The organism is Glutamicibacter sp. NPDC087673 (genome assembly GCF_044743255.1).
GTDB lineage: Bacteria > Actinomycetota > Actinomycetes > Actinomycetales > Micrococcaceae > Glutamicibacter.
In genome coordinates this window covers 172,668-188,922 of the sequence record NZ_JBIUWB010000006.1, presented here as the reverse complement: position 1 = coordinate 188,922, position 16,255 = coordinate 172,668, and the positions used below count along the sequence as shown (strand labels likewise).

15 protein-coding genes are annotated in these 16,255 nt (G+C 63.3%); 8 read left to right on the top strand and 7 right to left on the bottom strand.

From position 1 onward, the window contains the following. The first annotated feature begins 112 nt into the window (after window positions 1–112). The 5 genes from ACIOTL_RS15165 (at window position 113) to ACIOTL_RS15145 (ending at window position 4,640) form a co-directional block, all read left to right on the top strand. Window positions 113–559, top strand: a complete 447-nt coding sequence (locus tag ACIOTL_RS15165; protein ID WP_400343331.1) for an HD domain-containing protein — start codon at window positions 113–115, stop codon at window positions 557–559. Window positions 560–721: 162 nt separating this feature from the next. Next, window positions 722–1,333: a TetR/AcrR family transcriptional regulator gene (locus ACIOTL_RS15160; protein ID WP_400343330.1), complete on the top strand. Its 612-nt coding sequence runs from the start codon at window positions 722–724 to the stop codon at window positions 1,331–1,333. Window positions 1,334–1,335: 2 nt separating this feature from the next. Further along, window positions 1,336–2,265, top strand: a complete 930-nt coding sequence (locus tag ACIOTL_RS15155) for an ABC transporter ATP-binding protein (RefSeq protein ID WP_400343328.1) — start codon at window positions 1,336–1,338, stop codon at window positions 2,263–2,265. Continuing rightward, a complete protein-coding gene (locus ACIOTL_RS15150; RefSeq protein WP_400343327.1) occupies window positions 2,262–3,911 on the top strand; it encodes an ABC transporter permease in 1,650 nt (549 codons plus the stop codon). The genes ACIOTL_RS15155 and ACIOTL_RS15150 overlap by 4 nt, the downstream gene beginning before the upstream one ends. A 66-nt stretch (window positions 3,912–3,977) precedes the next feature. After that, window positions 3,978–4,640: a phosphoribosyltransferase gene (locus tag ACIOTL_RS15145; protein WP_400343325.1), complete on the top strand. Its 663-nt coding sequence runs from the start codon at window positions 3,978–3,980 to the stop codon at window positions 4,638–4,640. Between the two features lie 68 nt (window positions 4,641–4,708). On the opposite strand, the gene ACIOTL_RS15140 is transcribed toward ACIOTL_RS15145, so the two are convergent. Together ACIOTL_RS15140 and ACIOTL_RS15135 are read right to left on the bottom strand one after the other, a co-directional pair. Then, complete coding sequence (locus ACIOTL_RS15140) at window positions 4,709–5,701, bottom strand: NAD(P)-dependent oxidoreductase (RefSeq protein ID WP_400343323.1); 993 nt, start codon at window positions 5,699–5,701, stop codon at window positions 4,709–4,711. A gap of 10 nt (window positions 5,702–5,711) precedes the next feature. Next, complete coding sequence (locus ACIOTL_RS15135) at window positions 5,712–6,806, bottom strand: isocitrate/isopropylmalate dehydrogenase family protein (RefSeq protein WP_105661067.1); 1,095 nt, start codon at window positions 6,804–6,806, stop codon at window positions 5,712–5,714. Window positions 6,807–7,016: 210 nt separating this feature from the next. On the opposite strand from ACIOTL_RS15135, the gene ACIOTL_RS15130 reads away from it, so the two are divergent. Further along, window positions 7,017–7,661: an IclR family transcriptional regulator gene (locus tag ACIOTL_RS15130; protein ID WP_400343321.1), complete on the top strand. Its 645-nt coding sequence runs from the start codon at window positions 7,017–7,019 to the stop codon at window positions 7,659–7,661. An 81-nt stretch (window positions 7,662–7,742) separates the two neighbouring features. Here the strand turns inward: ACIOTL_RS15130 and ACIOTL_RS15125 are convergent, their stop codons facing one another. The 5 genes from ACIOTL_RS15125 to ACIOTL_RS15105 form a co-directional block, all read right to left on the bottom strand. Continuing rightward, window positions 7,743–9,146: a 2-hydroxycarboxylate transporter family protein gene (locus ACIOTL_RS15125; protein WP_105661065.1), complete on the bottom strand. Its 1,404-nt coding sequence runs from the start codon at window positions 9,144–9,146 to the stop codon at window positions 7,743–7,745. Window positions 9,147–9,239: 93 nt separating this feature from the next. Further along, window positions 9,240–10,121, bottom strand: coding sequence for a hydroxymethylglutaryl-CoA lyase (locus ACIOTL_RS15120; protein ID WP_286134517.1), 882 nt, complete (start codon window positions 10,119–10,121; stop codon window positions 9,240–9,242). After that, window positions 10,118–11,353, bottom strand: a complete 1,236-nt coding sequence (locus ACIOTL_RS15115) for a CaiB/BaiF CoA-transferase family protein (RefSeq protein WP_105661063.1) — start codon at window positions 11,351–11,353, stop codon at window positions 10,118–10,120. Before ACIOTL_RS15115 ends, ACIOTL_RS15120 begins: the two co-directional genes overlap by 4 nt. A gap of 310 nt (window positions 11,354–11,663) precedes the next feature. Beyond that, complete coding sequence (locus ACIOTL_RS15110) at window positions 11,664–12,908, bottom strand: MFS transporter (protein ID WP_400343319.1); 1,245 nt, start codon at window positions 12,906–12,908, stop codon at window positions 11,664–11,666. Window positions 12,909–12,935: 27 nt separating this feature from the next. Then, on the bottom strand, window positions 12,936–13,301 hold the full coding sequence (locus tag ACIOTL_RS15105) for a metalloregulator ArsR/SmtB family transcription factor (protein WP_105658020.1): 366 nt from the start codon (window positions 13,299–13,301) through the stop codon (window positions 12,936–12,938). Between the two features lie 83 nt (window positions 13,302–13,384). Between ACIOTL_RS15105 and ACIOTL_RS15100 the strand changes: the two genes are divergently transcribed. Together ACIOTL_RS15100 and ACIOTL_RS15095 are read left to right on the top strand one after the other, a co-directional pair. Then, window positions 13,385–15,025, top strand: coding sequence for an ABC-F family ATP-binding cassette domain-containing protein (locus ACIOTL_RS15100; protein ID WP_400343317.1), 1,641 nt, complete (start codon window positions 13,385–13,387; stop codon window positions 15,023–15,025). Between the two features lie 127 nt (window positions 15,026–15,152). Continuing rightward, window positions 15,153–16,253 (top strand): fatty acid desaturase family protein, encoded by a 1,101-nt coding sequence (locus tag ACIOTL_RS15095; protein ID WP_400290833.1) that lies wholly within the window; start codon window positions 15,153–15,155, stop codon window positions 16,251–16,253. The last annotated feature ends 2 nt before the right edge of the window (window positions 16,254–16,255 follow it).

Below are 16,255 nucleotides of genomic sequence, written 5' to 3'. Positions count from 1 at the left end.
GGCCGGCTGCACTCTGCAGGCACGTGGAAGTTCAAGGATCACGCTTCCTGCCCAAATGCCGGCCGCCATGCGTAGAGTGGGACTCGACAGGAACTACCCAGCGAGGCGGACTATGCGCGAGCACAAATCGATGATCGATACGGCCAAGGACATCGCGTCCGGCGCCCACGAAGGACAGGTCGACAAGCTCGGCGCCGCGTATATCGGGCATCCGGCACGAGTGGCCGGGCACGCCCGCGACCTTGGGGGTTCGGCAGAAGCCATCGCGGCCGCCTGGTTGCATGATGTGATCGAGGATTGCGACGTCTCCGCGGCGGACCTGCGTGCCGCCGGCATTCCCGACACGGTCATCGTGGCGGTGGAACTGCTGAGCAAGCGGCCCGGGCAGAGCCTGGAAGTATATTGCGCCGGGGTGCGCGGCAATGCGCTGGCCTTGCTGGTCAAGGAAGCGGACCTGGCCGATAACACCGACCCGGAACGCACAAGCCAGCTGGATCAGGCTACCCGGCAGCGGTTGGTCGAGAAATACCAGCGCACCCGATTCCTCCTGGGTCTCTAGCAGCACTGGAGTCCCAGATTCCACCCGCGCCCCAAGGATTCGTGCTCCCCTGATGCCCGAGAATAGCTCCTTGCCAAGATCCCCCAAGCCCGCCGCCGAACGTTTTCCGGAAATTTCCTGCACCTCTTGACCCTCCGGCTGAACAAGCGTTCAATATTGAACATGTGTTCAACCAAGCGTGCCCCGCATACCGCCCCGCTAACTGCGCAGCGCATCCGCGAAGCGGCCATCGCGCAGTTCGCCGCCCACGGCTTCGCCAAGAGCACCGTGCGGGCCATCGCGGCACGTGCCGGGGTTTCCGCAGGCCTGGTGATCCACCATTTTGGATCGAAGCACGAATTGCGCGCGGCCTGCGATGAGCATGTGTTCACCACGCTGACCGAAACGAAGCGGGCGAACGCCACCAGCAATCCGCTGGTCGTCGCCGAAATGCTCAGCGAGGGACCGATGCGGATATATGCCGACTACCTGCTCAAATCGCTGCTGGACCCCTCCGAACAGGGCCAGCGCTTCTTCGACCACTACGTGGAATCCATCGAGCAGATCATCGAGGAGGGCTTCGCCGGCTACACGCTGCGCCAGGCCGAGGACCGCCGTGCCCAGTCCACCGCCATCGCCATGCTGGCACTGGCCCCGATGCTGCTTGAACCGCGCATCCGCCATGCCTTGGGCACCGCGGACCTGGCCGGATCGATGGCCCGGCTCACGCCCTACCTCTTCGGGCTCTACCAGCACGGATTCATCGAATCCGTCCCCGAGAAGAAGGAAGGCTGAGCATGCAAACTACTCCTCGTCCCACCGGTTCAGCCCCGGCGATCAGCATTGCCGGGCTGTCCAAGAACTTCGGCTCGGCAAGGGCCCTGGATGGCCTGGATCTGGACGTCGCCCCGGGCGAAGTCCATGGCTTCCTCGGTCCCAACGGGGCCGGCAAATCCACCACCATCCGCATCCTGCTGGGCATCCTGCGCCACGATGCGGGCACCGTTCGACTGCTGGGCGGGGACCCATGGAAGGACGCGGTGCCCCTGCACCGGCGCATCGCGTATGTGCCCGGCGATGTGGAACTGTGGCCCAACCTGACCGGGGGCGAAGCCATCGACCTGTTCGTTCGGCTGCGCGGCGGGGCCCATAAAAAGCGCCGCAACGAGCTGATCGAGCGTTTCGACCTGGATCCGCGCAAGAAGGGCCGCACCTACTCCAAGGGCAACCGCCAGAAGGTCGCACTGATCTCGGCCCTGGCCTCTAATGCCGAGCTGCTGCTGCTCGATGAGCCCACCGCTGGGCTTGACCCGCTGATGGAAGCGGTATTCCAGCAGCTCATCGGCGAGGCCAAGGATGCCGGGCGCACGGTGCTGCTCTCCAGCCACATCCTGGCCCAGGTCGAGGCGCTGGCCGACCGCATCTCGATCATCCGCAAGGGGAAGATCGTCGAATCAGGCACGCTGGGACAGCTGCGCCACCTGAAGCGCACCGCCATCAGCGTGCAGACCAGCTTGCCGCTGGCTTCGCTGTCCAGCCGGGAGGGGATCCACGACCTGCGTGAGGAAGGCGGGCAGCTGCGCTTCAGCGTCGATGCCCCGCAGCTCGATGCGGTGATGCGCGAGTTGGCCGCCCACGGCGTGCAATCGCTGACCGCTACCCCGCCAACCCTGGAGCAATTGCTGCTGCGCCATTACGGCGATGAAATGCACCGGAGCGCATTATGAGCCCGGCACATCGGCAAACCACGGCCAATAGCCGCAACGGTTCGCTGGCCGGAACCGGGCAGCTGCTGCGCTTCATGCTGCGCCGGGACCGCATCCGCTTCCCGGCATGGGTTCTGGGCCTGTCGCTGATGCTGGCCTATTTCGCCAATGCGCTGGGACTGGTGCTCGACGAGCAGTCGCTGGCCACCTTCGCCGCCTTCGCCGCGAATCCGGTGATGGCGCTGATCGGCGGGCCTGGCTACGGCTTTGAGGCGATCACCCTGGGCCGGTTCCTGGTGGGGATGTACGGAGTATTCCTCATGATCGGCGCTGGGCTGATGGGCATCACCACCATCTCCCGGCACACGCGCGCCGAGGAGCAGAGCGGGCGCGCAGAGCTGATCCGCGCCAATGCCGTGGGCCGGCACGCGCAGCTGGCCGCCGCCCTGGCGCTGGCGATCCTGATGAACCTGGCGCTGGCCGTGCTCATGGCCCTGGTTTTCATGGCCTCCCCGGCCCAGGCACCGGCACCCTCTGCCTTCCTGTTCTCCTGCGGCGTCGCCGCCGTGGGCCTGGTCTTCTGCGCGGTGGCAGCGCTGGCGGTGCAGCTCTCGGCTTACTCCCGAGCGACTTCCGGGCTGGCCGGGGCTGTACTCGCTGCCAGTTTCATGACCCGCGGCCTGGGCGACATGTCCGCTGCGCAAGGCGGGAATCTTTCCTGGCTGTCCTGGCTTTCCGCCTTTGGTTGGTCCCAGCACACCGCACCGCTGGTGCTGGACCGGTGGTGGCCGCTGCTGCTTTCGCTGACCGCCGCCGTGCTGCTTTCGCTAGCCGGGTTCGCGCTGCAGTCCCGGCGCGATCTGGCCGCCGGGATCCTGCCGGACCGGTCCGGCGGCCAACGCGCCCCGGGCTGGCTGGGCAGCCCGCTGGCACTGGCCTTCAGGCTGCAGCGCTCGGCGCTGGCCTGGTGGTCCTTCGCGCTGCTGCTCTCGGGCATAGTCTTTGGCGCGTTCGTGCAGCCGATGGCCGAAAATGCCGCGGGCATGCCCGAAGAGCTGCTGGCGGTCTTCGGCGGCGCCCAAGGCATGGTTGAAGGCTATCTGGGCTTCATGGGTCTGTACCTCGCCATCCTGGTCTCAGTGTTCGCGATCCTTTCGATTCTTTCCCTGCGTGGCGAGGAGCAGGCGGTGCGCGCCGAGCCGATCCTAGCCGCGTCCGTCTCGCGCGCCGGGTGGCTCGCTTCCTGGGTACTGGTCACGGTCCTGGGCTCGCTGTGGCTGATGCTGCTCGGCGGGGTCGGCAACGGCATCGGGTCCGGGCTGTCCACCGGCGACTGGACCCTGCTGGCCCGGGCAACCCTCGGCCACTTGGTGCAAACTCCGTCCGTCTGGGTGCTGGCGGGACTGGCTACCGCGCTCTACGGGTTCCTGCCACGGCTGGCAGCCCTGGCTTGGGCCGTGTTCGCCTACTGCTCGGCGCTCGGGTTCTTCGGCGAAATGCTGCAGCTGGACCAACCGGTTCTGGACTCCTCGGTATTCTTGCATATCGGCCAGTATCCGGCCGCTGAAATTGACTGGACCGCGGTGGGCGGCCTGAGCCTGCTGGCAGTGACCCTCATTGCCCTGGGCGCCACCGGCTTCCGGCGGCGGGACCTGATCACCGCGTAGAACTCGGAATGCATGAATTTCCCGCAGTCCCCTTGCAATCGGGCGCCATTGGGCAAGACTTGGACTATGGCAACAGGCAGTAGAACAGTGTTCGAAAACCGCAGCCATGCCGGCGCCGCGCTGGGCATGAAGCTGTCCACCCTGCTGCCCGCCGGCGAATACACCGTGCTGGGTTTGCTGCGCGGCGGAGTGCCCATTGCCCATGAAGTGGCCAAGGCCCTCGGGGCCACCCTGGGCGCGGTGGCAGTGCGCAAGCTAGGAGTGCCCCGCAATCCCGAACTGGCATTCGGCGCCATTGCCCGGTACGGGACTGGCAGCGCTCGCCACATCAACGAGGCGATCTACCGCCGGGCTCTGCAGTATTTCGGCAAGGACGAACTCGAATCCGTAGAACGCGGCGCCGGTGCCGACCTGCTGGCCCTGGCCAGCACCTTCAAGGACTACTGCCCCGATCTGGCCGGGCGCGACCTGCTGCTTTGCGATGACGGAATGGCCACGGGCGCCACGATGAAGGCCGCGCTGGATCTTATCCAGGGCCTGGCTCCCGCCTCCATCACGCTGGCAGTTCCGGTGGCTTCGCCTGGAACGGCTGCCGAATTGGCACCCGGGGTCAATGGCATCTGCCAACTGCTCACCCCGGAAAATTTCACTGCCGTCGGAGCCTTCTACGAGGACTTCGGGCAAGTGGGCCAGGACCAGGTCCTGGAAATGCTGCGCTCCGCGCGGTGAGGTCCCAGGACCTAGTCAGCCAAGCCGGTCATCTTGTTCAGGATAGACAGGCCTGGCCAACCGGCGGATCAACCTACGGCACCGCTTATCGGGACGCGCTTGGTTTCGGTGACCACCCCAAGAGGAACTTCTGAGCGCAAGACGGCATCGATGTTGTCCCAAACTGTGGCCAGCCTCCGCTGTACATTCTCCCAGCCCACCCCCGCCATATGGGGCGTGCAGATCACCGAGTCCAGGCTCAATAGCTCGCTTCCCAGTTCCAGCGGCTCCAGTTCGAAGACATCCAGCCCGGCACCGGCAATGCTCCCGGTGCGCAAGGCGTCAATCAATGCCTCTTCATCGATGACCTCGCCGCGACCGACATTGACCAGCACGGCGGACGCCTTCATCATGGCCAGTTCCTCGCGTCCAATGAGCTTGCCGGTCCCCTGATTCAGCGGAAGGCTTACGCAGACAACATCGGATTCGCGCATCAAAGTCTCCAATGACACCGCCCGTGCCGAGATCAGCTCGGACACTGTCAGCGGGATCTGGGCAGTGTCGTAGTAGACGACGTTGGCACCGAAGCCATGGTGCACCACCTTGCCAATCCAACGCCCAATATTTCCCAGGCCTACGATTCCCACGGTCTTGCCATAAAGTTCCGCATAGGAGGCTTCATCCAGGTCCTGGCGCCATTTGCCCTCGCGCAAAAGCTGCATCGAGGACGGAATACGGCGCAACAAGTTAAGGATCAGGCTCACCGCGTGCTCGGCCACCGAGATCGAATGGGTTTTCATTTGCGCCACGGGAATGCCCAGGTCGTTGAGCACCCCCAACGGCAGCTGGCCGTAACCCGAGCTCATGTACTGGATGAACTTCGCGCGGGTGGCTGCACGGAAGACTTCTTCGGGGACCTCGATGCCCGAAATGATGAAGTCTGCGTCAGCTGCCTCGGCTACCAGCTCCTCCACGCTGGTGCCAGCTGGCAATACCACCAGCTCGAACCCTTCGGGAGTCGATGCTTTCAGGCCGTCGATGTAGTCATTTAATGGGTTGATGAATAGGACTTTCCAGGTCATGATTATCCTTTCAGGATCCGGCCGGGATACTTGCGGAGGCTTGCAGGGCGCGGAGTACCGCGTCGGTCACTTCCCCGGTGCTGGCATTCCCGCCCAGATCGGCCGAGCGCGGACCGGTGGCGAGCACCTCTTGGACAGCGGAGTTAATGCTGCGTGCAGCGCAGACGAGCGCTTCATCCTCGCGTTTTTCTCCCAGCCAGTCGAGCATCATGGCGGCAGAGAGGATCATTGCTGTGGGATTGGCCTTGCCAGTGCCGGCGATATCCGGCGCGCTGCCATGCGACGGCTGGAAGACCCCGTGGGTCCGGCTCACATCAGCCGAAGGTGCCACGCCCAGTCCGCCAACTAGACCGGCGGCAATTTCCGAAGTGATGTCGCCGAAAATGTTCTCGCTGACGATCACGTCAAACCGCCCCGGATCAGTCACCATGTACATCGAACCGGCGTCAATATAGTACTTGCTGCTATCGATGTCGGTATTCTTCGCTGCGACTTCGTCGAAGACCTTTTCCATCAGCACGTTGCTGCGCAGGGCATTGGACTTATGCAGCAGGGTCACCCGGCCGGGGGTACCGCGCTTGCGGCGGGACCGGGCCTGGTCGAAGGCCTCAGCAAAGAGCGTTTCACAGGTCGCCCGCGTGATGGTCATCCGGTCGGTGGCTTCCACATCGCTGGGTTCATGCTTGTCGTGCAGACCTGCGAACATGCCCTCGGAGGTCTCACGGATCACCAGCATGTCTATGTTCTCAGCCCGTACCGCGTTCGGAACACCCTTGAAGAGCTTGACCGGACGCAGGCTGGCGAACAGCTTGTAGTGGGCGCGCATCTCGACCTGCGCTCCAAGTTCCAGGCCTTCTTCGTCTCGCACGTCGGGCAGCCCCATGGCCCCGAAGAGCACTGCGTCGCTCTTTCCAATCTCGTCCATGTCGGCAGCGGTGATCTTGCGCCCGGTGCGCCGGTACAGGTCAGCTGAGAAATCGTAGGTGACGTAGTCAAGGGTGAACCCGAACTGCTCCTGGACCTCTCCGAGCAACTTCAGCGCCGAGTCGACGACTTCCGGCCCGATCCCGTCACCGGGAATGACCGTAATCCTGTAATTGGCCATGACAACCTCCTGATATTCCTATGTAGTGGGATTCAATTGCTATTCAGCGGGAATACAATATCAGTACGTATCGAGGATCACTAGACCCCAGGGCAGTATTCATTACTGGCCAGCGAAATCCACTTCCCATACAGTAGGAATCACTGATTCAATCCCCGAGCACCGACCACGCCACCGCCCGTTTACCCGTTACCCTGAAAGGCCCGCTCCATGACTGAACCCACGACCAATCGGCAGCTGGAACGCATCTGCCAGCTCCTCGACGCGCTCGAATTCGGTGATGCAACGGCCAGCGAGCTGGCCCGCCAAACCGGACTGTCCACTTCCACCGCCCACCGGCTGGCACTGAGCCTAGTCGAGTACGACTTCCTCAAGCGCGAGCCGTCGGGCAACTACAGCCTGGGGAGGCGGTTCGTGCGCAGCCGGCTTGAACTGGTCGGACTCGGACACCTCACCGAACTGCGCGATGCGACCGGTGAGACGGCGCAACTATGGATTCGCCGCGGCGATCATCGGGTTTGCATCAGCTTCGTGGATTCCCGGCACGAATTGAAGGCGACCTTGCCCCCAGGAGCAAGCCTCGCCCTGCCGCATGGTTCCAGCGGACGGCTGCTGGCCTTCGACCAGGAGGCCATGGCCTCGATCGAAAGCCACGGCTGGGTGGAATCCGTGGGGCTGCGCACTCCCGGGCTGGGATCGGTGAGCGCACCGGTACTCCAGAGTGATCACATCATTGCTTCGATCTGCCTGGCCATGCCGCTCTCGCGATGCGAAGTCTCCCCCGGCACCGATCACGGCCAGCTGGTAGCGGGCACCGCAGCGAGGATCTCCGCGGCCTTCAGCGACCAGAGGTAGCGCCACCCCGGCAATCACCAAAAGGATCCGGCCCCGCCATCGATGCGTGGACCGGATCCTTGGCGAGCACGCCGCGGTTCGCTAGCCCATGAATGGCACCAGCAGTGTAGTCAAGAAGAGCACGAAGGCCCCTCCGATGCGGTTGGAAAGGGCCGCGAACGGCATCAGGTGCATGCGCTCCGACGCGCTGAGTACCGACACGTCGCCCGAACCGCCGGTGTCGGCCATGACCAGGCCCGGGGTGATGGCCGCTTCGACGAAGTTGAACTTCAGCAGCCAGCCCACAATTCCGGCGCTCAGTCCGGCGATCAGCACGGTAATGACCACCAGCACGATGAACATCGGGTCGCCCAGCGAAGCCAAGACCTCGTTGATGTCGATGTAGGAAATGCTCACGCCCACCAGCAGCGCCGGGACCAGCACCGAGGTGATCATCTCGCCCCAGTCGGTGGTGGCTTCCTCGATATCCTTGGGCAGCAACCCGAAGATCTTCAGCGCGGCCACGACGATGATCATCCAGGCGTAGGGATGCAGGAATGCGAAGAACCCGCCGAGCAGTTCCCCCAGCACGTAGAGCCCTGCCGTCAGCACCAGTCCCTTGCCCAAGGTGAGGAAACTCGCCATGGTGCGCTTGGGCGGGTTGGACAGCTCCTTGCTGGTTCCCTTCACGCGCATCAGGTCGCCGTTGCCGCTGAAGCCGATAAACAGCTGCTTGCGCTTGCCCAGTCCGTTGAGGATTCCGGCGAAGAGGATGCAGAAGACATTGGCGACGACCACAGCCGACATCAGGTCGCCCATGAATGCCGAGGAATCCTGCCCGGTCTGGGCGCCGTACATTTCGCTCATCGGCACCGCCCCCAGGCCCAGGCCGCCAGCCATGATCGGGGCCGCTACGGTGAGCATCGCGTTCCAGAAACCGAATCCTGCTACGGCTCCGATCAGTCCGATTGCAGCAAAGGAGATCAGGATGCAGGAAACCAGCGGGATCGCGAAGCGCGGACCTGCCTTGAGCAGCAGGGCGCGCGGCGCGCCGAGGATCGAGCCGGCGATCACCGCAGCCACGAAGAAGTCAAGGAACCCGTGGGTGGTGATGAAGTCAGTGACCACGGTAATGATCGCCTCCGGCATGAACCCGTAGAACATCACCAGCGCCGGGACGAAGGTGCACAGGATCGTCGGCAGCCCGAAGTCACGGACTATCGGGAACAGGTTGCCGAACCAGATCAGCAGGCCGCCCAGCAGCATCGCGACGGCGAAGCCTGGCAACATGCCGCCGGGAAGCTTGCCGGTCACGGCTGCGATGAGCACTACTGCGGCCATGGTCAGGTAAAGCCAGATCGGCAGGCCCGAGATGGCGAAGTGCCGGGGGTTGGCGTGGTGGGCGCCCTTGGGCAGCTGGGCCTTTTCGTTCAGCCGCCGCAGAAGGTCTTGGTCTTCACCCTGGATGGAACGCGGAAGCTGGGCTTCCTGGTTGGTCTTTGACATCGTATTCTCCCGATGTTTCGTGGCTTGCAAGGCTACCGGCGTCTTTGCGCGGAAGGCCGTTGCATGGCCAGCCGTGAAGGCAGGCCTGGTTGCCTAGTGGATGGAGAGGGAATCTGTTTGGACAGGTGGTGCGTTGGAGATCGTTGCGCGGGCCAGATCGGTGGCCTTTGCGAGCCCTGAAGGATCAATTCCTGTGATGTGCCCTTCGGCGTGCAGAAAATCCACGAGCTCTTCTGTGGACAGGTTTCCTGCCGCGCCCGGAGCGAATGGGCAGCCCCCATAGCCGCCCAGTGCGGCATCGAAGCGGGTAATGCCCGCATCGATGGCCAATTTCACCGTGTCCAGGGCCAGGCCGTGGGCATTGTGCAGGTGCAACGAGTAGGCCAGGTCGGGTTCAGCGTCCTGGATGTGCTTCACGCTGTCGATCAGGCGTTGCGGTGGCGTGGTTCCGAGGGTGTCAGCCAGCCCGATGTCCGTGATGCCCATGGACTTGAAGGCGCGTACCAGTTGCAGGAGACGAGAGGGGTCGATCTCGCCCTCGTAGGGGCAGGTGAAGGCGGTGGAGATCCCGGCGTGGAATCCGGTTTCCGGGTGGGCTGCGACATCGCCCGCGAGCGAGGCCAGTGACTTCTCGATGCCAGCACCGGCGTTGGCATTGCTGTGCGCCTGGCTGGCCGACGCCACCACCTGGACTTCGCGCGCTCCGGCAGCTGCCGCCCGGGCGATGCCCTGGCCGTTCAGGGCCAGGACCGTGAAACGCACCCTGGATTCCATGGACAGCGCGGACAACACGTCGCTGGCGTCGGCCATTTGCGGCACGCGCTTCGGGTTGACGAATGACGCGATCTCCATGCGCTCGACACCTGCGTCCATGGTGGCTCGGGCGATCTTCACCTTGTCGGCCGTGGAAACGATGACCGGTTCGTCCTGCAATCCGTCACGCAAGAACACGTCGGTGATTTCGATCCGCATCATTTCACCGCCTTGTTGCCCATGGCCCGGATCTGCCCTTCATCGAAGCCAGCCAGGTCCTTGAGGACTTCCTCTGTATGCTCCCCCAGGTCCGGGCCGACCCACTTGACCTCGCCCTGGTGGCCGGGAATCCTTGGCACCACGCCCGGGAAGCGGATCAGTTCGGGCTCCTGGTCGACCTTCACTTCGTGGGTCTCGATCATGCCGCGGGCAAGGTAGTGCTCGTCCTGGGCGATGGAGGCAGCGTCGTAGACCGGAGCCGCCGGAACCCCGGCCGCATCCAACGCGTCGAGCACCTGCGGCAGCGGCAGGGATCCGGTGAATGCCTCGATGGCTCCGTTGAGCTCTGCCTCGCGGGAACCGCGAGCCTCGGTGGTTAAAAGGGACTGGTCGTTGGCCAGGTCCTCGCGCCCGACAGCGCGCATCAACCTGGTGAATACCGAGTTGGAGTTCCCTCCGATAACCACCTCCAGGCCATCCTGGCAAGTATAGGAGCCGGTAGGCACCACTCCTGGAAGCCGGCCGCCGGTACGCTCGCGGACCATGCCGTAGGCATCGTAGTCCGGGACCAGTGATTCGAGCAGCGAGAAGACACCTTCGTACAGTGCCACATCGACGACGTTCTGCTCCTGGTTGCTCCCTCCCTTGGCCTTGTTGAGCATCAGCATCAAGGCGCCGATGACTCCGTAGAGACCTGCGACGGTATCACCCAAGGAGGCGGCGGCCCGTCCTGCGGGACGGTCGGGTTCGCCGGTGATGTAGCGCAATCCGGCAAATGATTCAGCAGAACTGCCGAATCCGGCGCGGTCCTTATAGGGTCCAGTCTGACCGTAGCCCGAGATACGCACGATCACCAGTTCAGGGTTGATTACACTGAGCACCTCAGGGCCAAGCCCCCACTTTTCCAAAGTGCCAGGACGGAAATTCTCGATCAGCACATCTGTGGTCCTGATGATTTCCTTAATTGCCCTCGCACCTAGCTCGCTGCGCAAATCGAGCTCGACAGATTTCTTGTTGCGCGCGATAGTGCGGAAGAGCATGGAGGTTTCACCGCGGGCCTTGCGCCAGTCGCGCAGTTCATCTCCCCCATCAGGTCGCTCGATCTTGATTACTTCAGCGCCGAAATCGCCAAAGATCCGGGCAGCGAAGGGAGCAGCAATGAAGTTTCCAAGTTCCAGCACGCGCACGCCTGCTAACGGAAGGTTGTTCTCGCCGAGGTTCAGCTGATCGTCCATCAGAATGACCCCTTTTCATGTTAATCTGAAGGTAAGTGTTCCCACTGAATGGGATCGGAATCCCTTTTAGCGGTAAGACTGTAGCAAGTGAGCCACAACACAGCAAGAACTTTTTGAAATAAGTGGATTCATCTCACCGTCCCGCGAGACACGGCAACCATCTTGTCATCGGCGCCCGTGCCTCGCCAGCTAGTAATTGGCCGACCGGCGGTGGCAGGATGAGCGCACCGCTCCGCCGCTGCACGGTACTTGGAACACGATCCACCGGCCTGTTGCCGTGCAGCCGCGCATAAATCCCGAAGACGACAGCTCAAGAATTGGCGTTGGGTATCGGATCAGCCTGGTGCGCCGAAACCGTTTCCGGGCGCCACGAGGCAAATGCCAGCACCGTACCGACCACTCCGATGCCGACCAGGACCAGAGCCGCACCCCACAGGCGGATCGAAGCGCCCAGGGCGCCGGCCACCGGATAGGTCAGCAAGAAGCATGCATGGGACAAGGAAAATTGCGCGGCAAAAACACCGGGGCGGTTTTGCTCGGTGCTGTTGCGGCGCAGCAGCCTCGACGAGGGCGTGAGGATAGTTGCGGTCGCCGCACCCAGGGCCAGCCACAGGCCAAGGAGCCCGGCCCATTGGCCAGAACCCTCGCCCCAGCCGATCACAGCGGCACCGATGAACAGCAGCAGCGGCATCATCACGGCGCCGGCGAGCATCACGCTGCGGTCTTCGAATCGCTCCAGCAACCCCGGCATGCCCAGTGCCACCGCCATCGAACCTGCACCGTATGCTCCGAGCAGCAGCGCCACATCCACCTGCGAGCGGCCCAGATCCCCCTTCACCAGCACCACTGTGTTGACGATGACCATGGCGGAGATCGCGGCGACCACCAGATTCAGCGCCATCAGGCTGCGCAGTTCCCGTGCCGCCCAGAATGCCCGGGTTCCCCCGGTGAGGCGATGGAAGAAGAGCGACTTCTGGGGCGGCGGGATCGCCGGGAAGCGCGTCGCGGCAACAAGCAGAGCAGACGCGGCAAAGCCGAGCACGGTCCCGGCGAAGAGGTTGTGGTAGCTGGTGACGGTCAGCAGCGCGGCCGCCAGCATCGGGCTGGCCAACGACTCCATGTCATAGGCCAGCCGCGACAGCGACAAGGCCCGGGTGTAATCCCGCTCATCGGGCAGGATCGAGGGAATGACCGCTTGGAACGCGGGGGTGAAGGTCGCCGATGCTGATTGCAGTACGAAAATCAGCACATAGATCTGCCACGCTTCGCTGGCGAATGGGAGGCAGAGCGCCACTAGTCCACGAATGATGTTGGACCCGATGAGCACGGGTTTGCGCGGAATATGGGAAACCAGGGCATTGGCCACAGGAGCAACGGCCACATAGGCGACCATCTTCACAGTCAAAGCCAGCCCAAGCACTAATCCCGCGTTGCTGCCGGCAATATCGAAAGCCAGCAGGCCCAGGGCAACGGTAAGCAGGCCCGTGCCCAGCAGCGCAATCATCTGGGCGCTGAAAAGCTTGGCGTACGCCTGGTCCCTGAGTACTGCGAGCATCTTTGCCGACTCCCGTATCTTTTGCCGCTAGCCTTGCGGGGCTTCGTGGTGCAGCGGCAGCTGGCCGTTGGATACCGAATGCTCCGCCTGCTTGATCGCTTCGCTGACCAGGCGCGCCGGGTGCTCATCGGTGAGGCTGTACAGGACCTTGGTTCCGTCCTGGCGCGTGGTCACCATGCGCGCCATGCGCAAACGGGCCAGGTGCTGGGATACCCCCGAAGGGCTCTTCTCGACCAGTTCCGCGAGCGCGTTGACCGAGAGCTCACCGGCACGGCGCAGATGCAGCACAATCCGGATCCGGGTGGCATCGGACAGCAAGCCGAAGACTTCCGCGGCCAGCTCCACGAAATCCGAGGAAGGATCCGGAGCATAAATCTTATTATCTGCATGCATGCTAATAGACTAATACTCTCGCCCGGTATTGCCTAGGGCACACCGGAAATATTCCGCGTCCGACTGGAACTAGAATTGGAGCCATGACTGCAACGCTCGTGGCCAAGGACCTGACTGGCGGCCACGCCCACCGAACCCTCTTCTCGAATCTGAACTTCACCGCCGCACCCGGTGATGTCTACGGCGTAGTGGGTGCCAACGGCGCTGGCAAGTCCACATTGCTCTCGCTGCTTGCCGGGGCCGCGGCCCCGCAGGCCGGAACGGTGAGCACCGCCCCGGATTCTGCGTTCATCGGCTGGATGCCCCAGGAACACGAGCGCATTCCAGGTGAAACCATCACCGCGTATTTGGCCCGCCGCACCGGTTGCGCCGCCGCCACCACCGCCATGGAATCCACCGCCGAAGAACTTGGCAGCGGCAAGCCCGGTGCGGACGACGCCTACACCGTTGCATTCGACCACTGGATGGCCTATGGCGCCATGGATCTGGAAGACCGCATCCCCGAGGTGCTGGCCAAGCTCGGTTTCACTCTCCCGGTAGAAACCGAGATGACTGCCCTGTCCGGCGGCCAGGTAGCCCGCGTGGCTCTAGCAGCCCTGCTGCTCTCCCGCTTCGATGTGGTGCTGCTCGATGAACCGACCAATGATCTCGATCTCGAGGGCCTGGAGCATTTGGAGCATTTCATCAATTCCCTGCGCGCGCCGGTGATCCTGGTATCGCATGACCGCGAGTTCCTCTCCCGCTGCACCACCGGCATCATCGAATTGGACCTGGCCCAGAACCAGGTAGCCACCTATGAAGGCGGCTACGACTCGTACCTTGCCGAACGGGCCATCAACCGCACCCATGCCCGTGAGGCCTACGAGCAGTTCGAGAACCAGAAAGCGGATCTGGTCTCCCGCGCCCGCACCCAGCGCGAATGGTCCTCGCAAGGCGTGCGCAACGCCATGCGCAAGGCGCCGGACAATGACAAGATCCGCCGCCGGGCCAACTCCGAGTCCTCGGAAAAGCAGGCCGCCAAGGTGCGCCAGATGGAATCGCGCATCGCCCGGCTCGACGAAGTGGCCGAACCGCGCAAGGAATGGGTCCTGCAGTTCTCCATCGCCGCGGCTGAGCGCGGGTCCTCGGTGATGTGCACGCTCAACGAGGCCTCGGTATCCCACGGGGACTACGCTTTCGGACCGGTTTCGGTGCAGGTCAACGCCGGGGACCGAATTGGCATCACCGGCCCGAACGGAGCAGGCAAGTCGACCTTGCTGAACCTGCTGCTGGGCAAGTTGGCCCCGCACAGCGGCTCGGCATCCCTGGGCAGTTCGGTGAATATCGGAGAAATCGACCAGGCGCGCACCCAGCTGCCCGGCGACCTGCCACTGGGCGAAGCCTTCGAATTGGAAGTGCCCGAGTACTCCGCCGCGGAGGTGCGCACCCTGCTTGCCAAGTTCGGCTTGAAGGCCGACCAGTCCTCGGCCCTGGTGGATTCGCTCTCCCCCGGCGAGCGAACCCGCGCATCCATGGCGCTGCTCCAGGCCCGCGGGGTGAACCTGCTGGTGCTCGATGAGCCGACCAACCACCTGGACGTACCGGCCATCGAACAGCTCGAAGAAGCCCTGGAAGCGTACACCGGAGCACTGCTGCTGGTCACCCATGATCGGCGCTTGCTGGAGAATGTGCGACTGGACGCCCGATGGGAAGTTGCACAGGGTCAACTAACGGCCCATTTCTAGGGCCTCACTTGGGCACTTATTGCACTGGCAAGTTCACAGCTATCCAACGTAGGATTGGCACTATGGGAGCCGAGTTTTTCAGTTCTTTCGACTGCGAGGTCGACGCCTAGTACCCAAGGATATTTTCTTGAGCAGCACTGCAACACTCCATCCCCAAGGGCCAACGGTCAAGCCGGGCGACCCCAAGAGCTTCTTCCACGTCAAGAAGCTGGTCACTGAAGCTGGACTGGTCGGCCGCCGCCGCGGGCACTATCTCGGGTTGGGCATCGTGCTGACGGTGCTGCTAGCCGGTACCGTTACCGGTTTCATCCTCCTGGGCGACAGCTGGTTCCAGTTGCTGATGGCCGCAGCCTTGGGCCTGCTGCTCACCCAATTCGCGTTCCTGGCGCACGAGGCGGCACACCGCCAGATCCTGGCTTCGCACAAGCGCAATGACAAGCTGGGCCAGTTCCTGGCCAATATCGTCGTGGGCATCAGCTACCAGTGGTGGATGAACAAGCACAACAAGCACCACGCCACCCCCAATACCGTGGGCAAGGATCCGGACATCGAGTGGGACACCATCTCCTTCCAGACCGAGGACGCCAAGCGCCAGCGCGGCCTGCTCAAGTGGATCACCAACCGCCAGGGCTACCTGTTCTTCCCGCTGCTCACCCTTGAGGGCTTGAATCTGCATATGCATTCGATCAAGTACCTGTTCAAGGCCGGCCGGGTCAAGAACCGCAAGCGCGAGATGACCGGCATTGCACTGCGCATCGCCATCTACCTGGCGATCGTGTTCTACTTCCTGCCAGTGGGCATGGCTTTCGCCTTCCTCGGCGTGCAGCTGGCAGTCTTCGGCGTCTACATGGGTGCCTCCTTCGCCCCGAACCACAAGGGCATGCCGATGGTTCCCCAGGACGCTCGCATCGACTTCTTCTCCCGCCAGGTACTGACCGGACGCAATGTCATGGCCAAGTCCAGCTGGGGAAACCGCGTGCTCTCCCACGTCTACGGCGGATTGAACTACCAGGTAGAGCACCACCTGTTCCCGTCCATGCCGCGCGCCAACCTGGCCGGCGTCTCGCGCATCGTGCGCCAGTACTGCGACGAGCACCAGGTGCCGTACACCGTGGCCAGTGTCCGCGAATCCTACGCACAGGTGATCACCTACCTGAACAAGGTCGGGCTATCGGCCCGGGATCCTTTCGAGTGCCCGATGATCTCCGGTTACCGCGTCAGCGCATAGTT

Bases quoted from the DNA above. Each gene is read 5' to 3' on its own strand.
- ACIOTL_RS15140 (WP_400343323.1), bottom strand. From the start codon at position 5,701: ATGACCTGGAAAGTCCTATTCATCAACCCATTAAATGACTACATCGAC.
- ACIOTL_RS15110 (WP_400343319.1), bottom strand. From the start codon at position 12,908: ATGCTCGCAGTACTCAGGGACCAGGCGTACGCCAAGCTTTTCAGCGCC.
- ACIOTL_RS15165 (WP_400343331.1), top strand. From the start codon at position 113: ATGCGCGAGCACAAATCGATGATCGATACGGCCAAGGACATCGCGTCC.
- ACIOTL_RS15105 (WP_105658020.1), bottom strand. From the start codon at position 13,301: ATGCATGCAGATAATAAGATTTATGCTCCGGATCCTTCCTCGGATTTC.
- ACIOTL_RS15160 (WP_400343330.1), top strand. From the start codon at position 722: ATGTGTTCAACCAAGCGTGCCCCGCATACCGCCCCGCTAACTGCGCAG.
- ACIOTL_RS15100 (WP_400343317.1), top strand. From the start codon at position 13,385: ATGACTGCAACGCTCGTGGCCAAGGACCTGACTGGCGGCCACGCCCAC.
- ACIOTL_RS15125 (WP_105661065.1), bottom strand. From the start codon at position 9,146: ATGTCAAAGACCAACCAGGAAGCCCAGCTTCCGCGTTCCATCCAGGGT.
- ACIOTL_RS15150 (WP_400343327.1), top strand. From the start codon at position 2,262: ATGAGCCCGGCACATCGGCAAACCACGGCCAATAGCCGCAACGGTTCG.
- ACIOTL_RS15155 (WP_400343328.1), top strand. From the start codon at position 1,336: ATGCAAACTACTCCTCGTCCCACCGGTTCAGCCCCGGCGATCAGCATT.
- ACIOTL_RS15120 (WP_286134517.1), bottom strand. From the start codon at position 10,121: ATGATGCGGATCGAAATCACCGACGTGTTCTTGCGTGACGGATTGCAG.
- ACIOTL_RS15145 (WP_400343325.1), top strand. From the start codon at position 3,978: ATGGCAACAGGCAGTAGAACAGTGTTCGAAAACCGCAGCCATGCCGGC.
- ACIOTL_RS15115 (WP_105661063.1), bottom strand. From the start codon at position 11,353: ATGGACGATCAGCTGAACCTCGGCGAGAACAACCTTCCGTTAGCAGGC.
- ACIOTL_RS15135 (WP_105661067.1), bottom strand. From the start codon at position 6,806: ATGGCCAATTACAGGATTACGGTCATTCCCGGTGACGGGATCGGGCCG.
- ACIOTL_RS15130 (WP_400343321.1), top strand. From the start codon at position 7,017: ATGACTGAACCCACGACCAATCGGCAGCTGGAACGCATCTGCCAGCTC.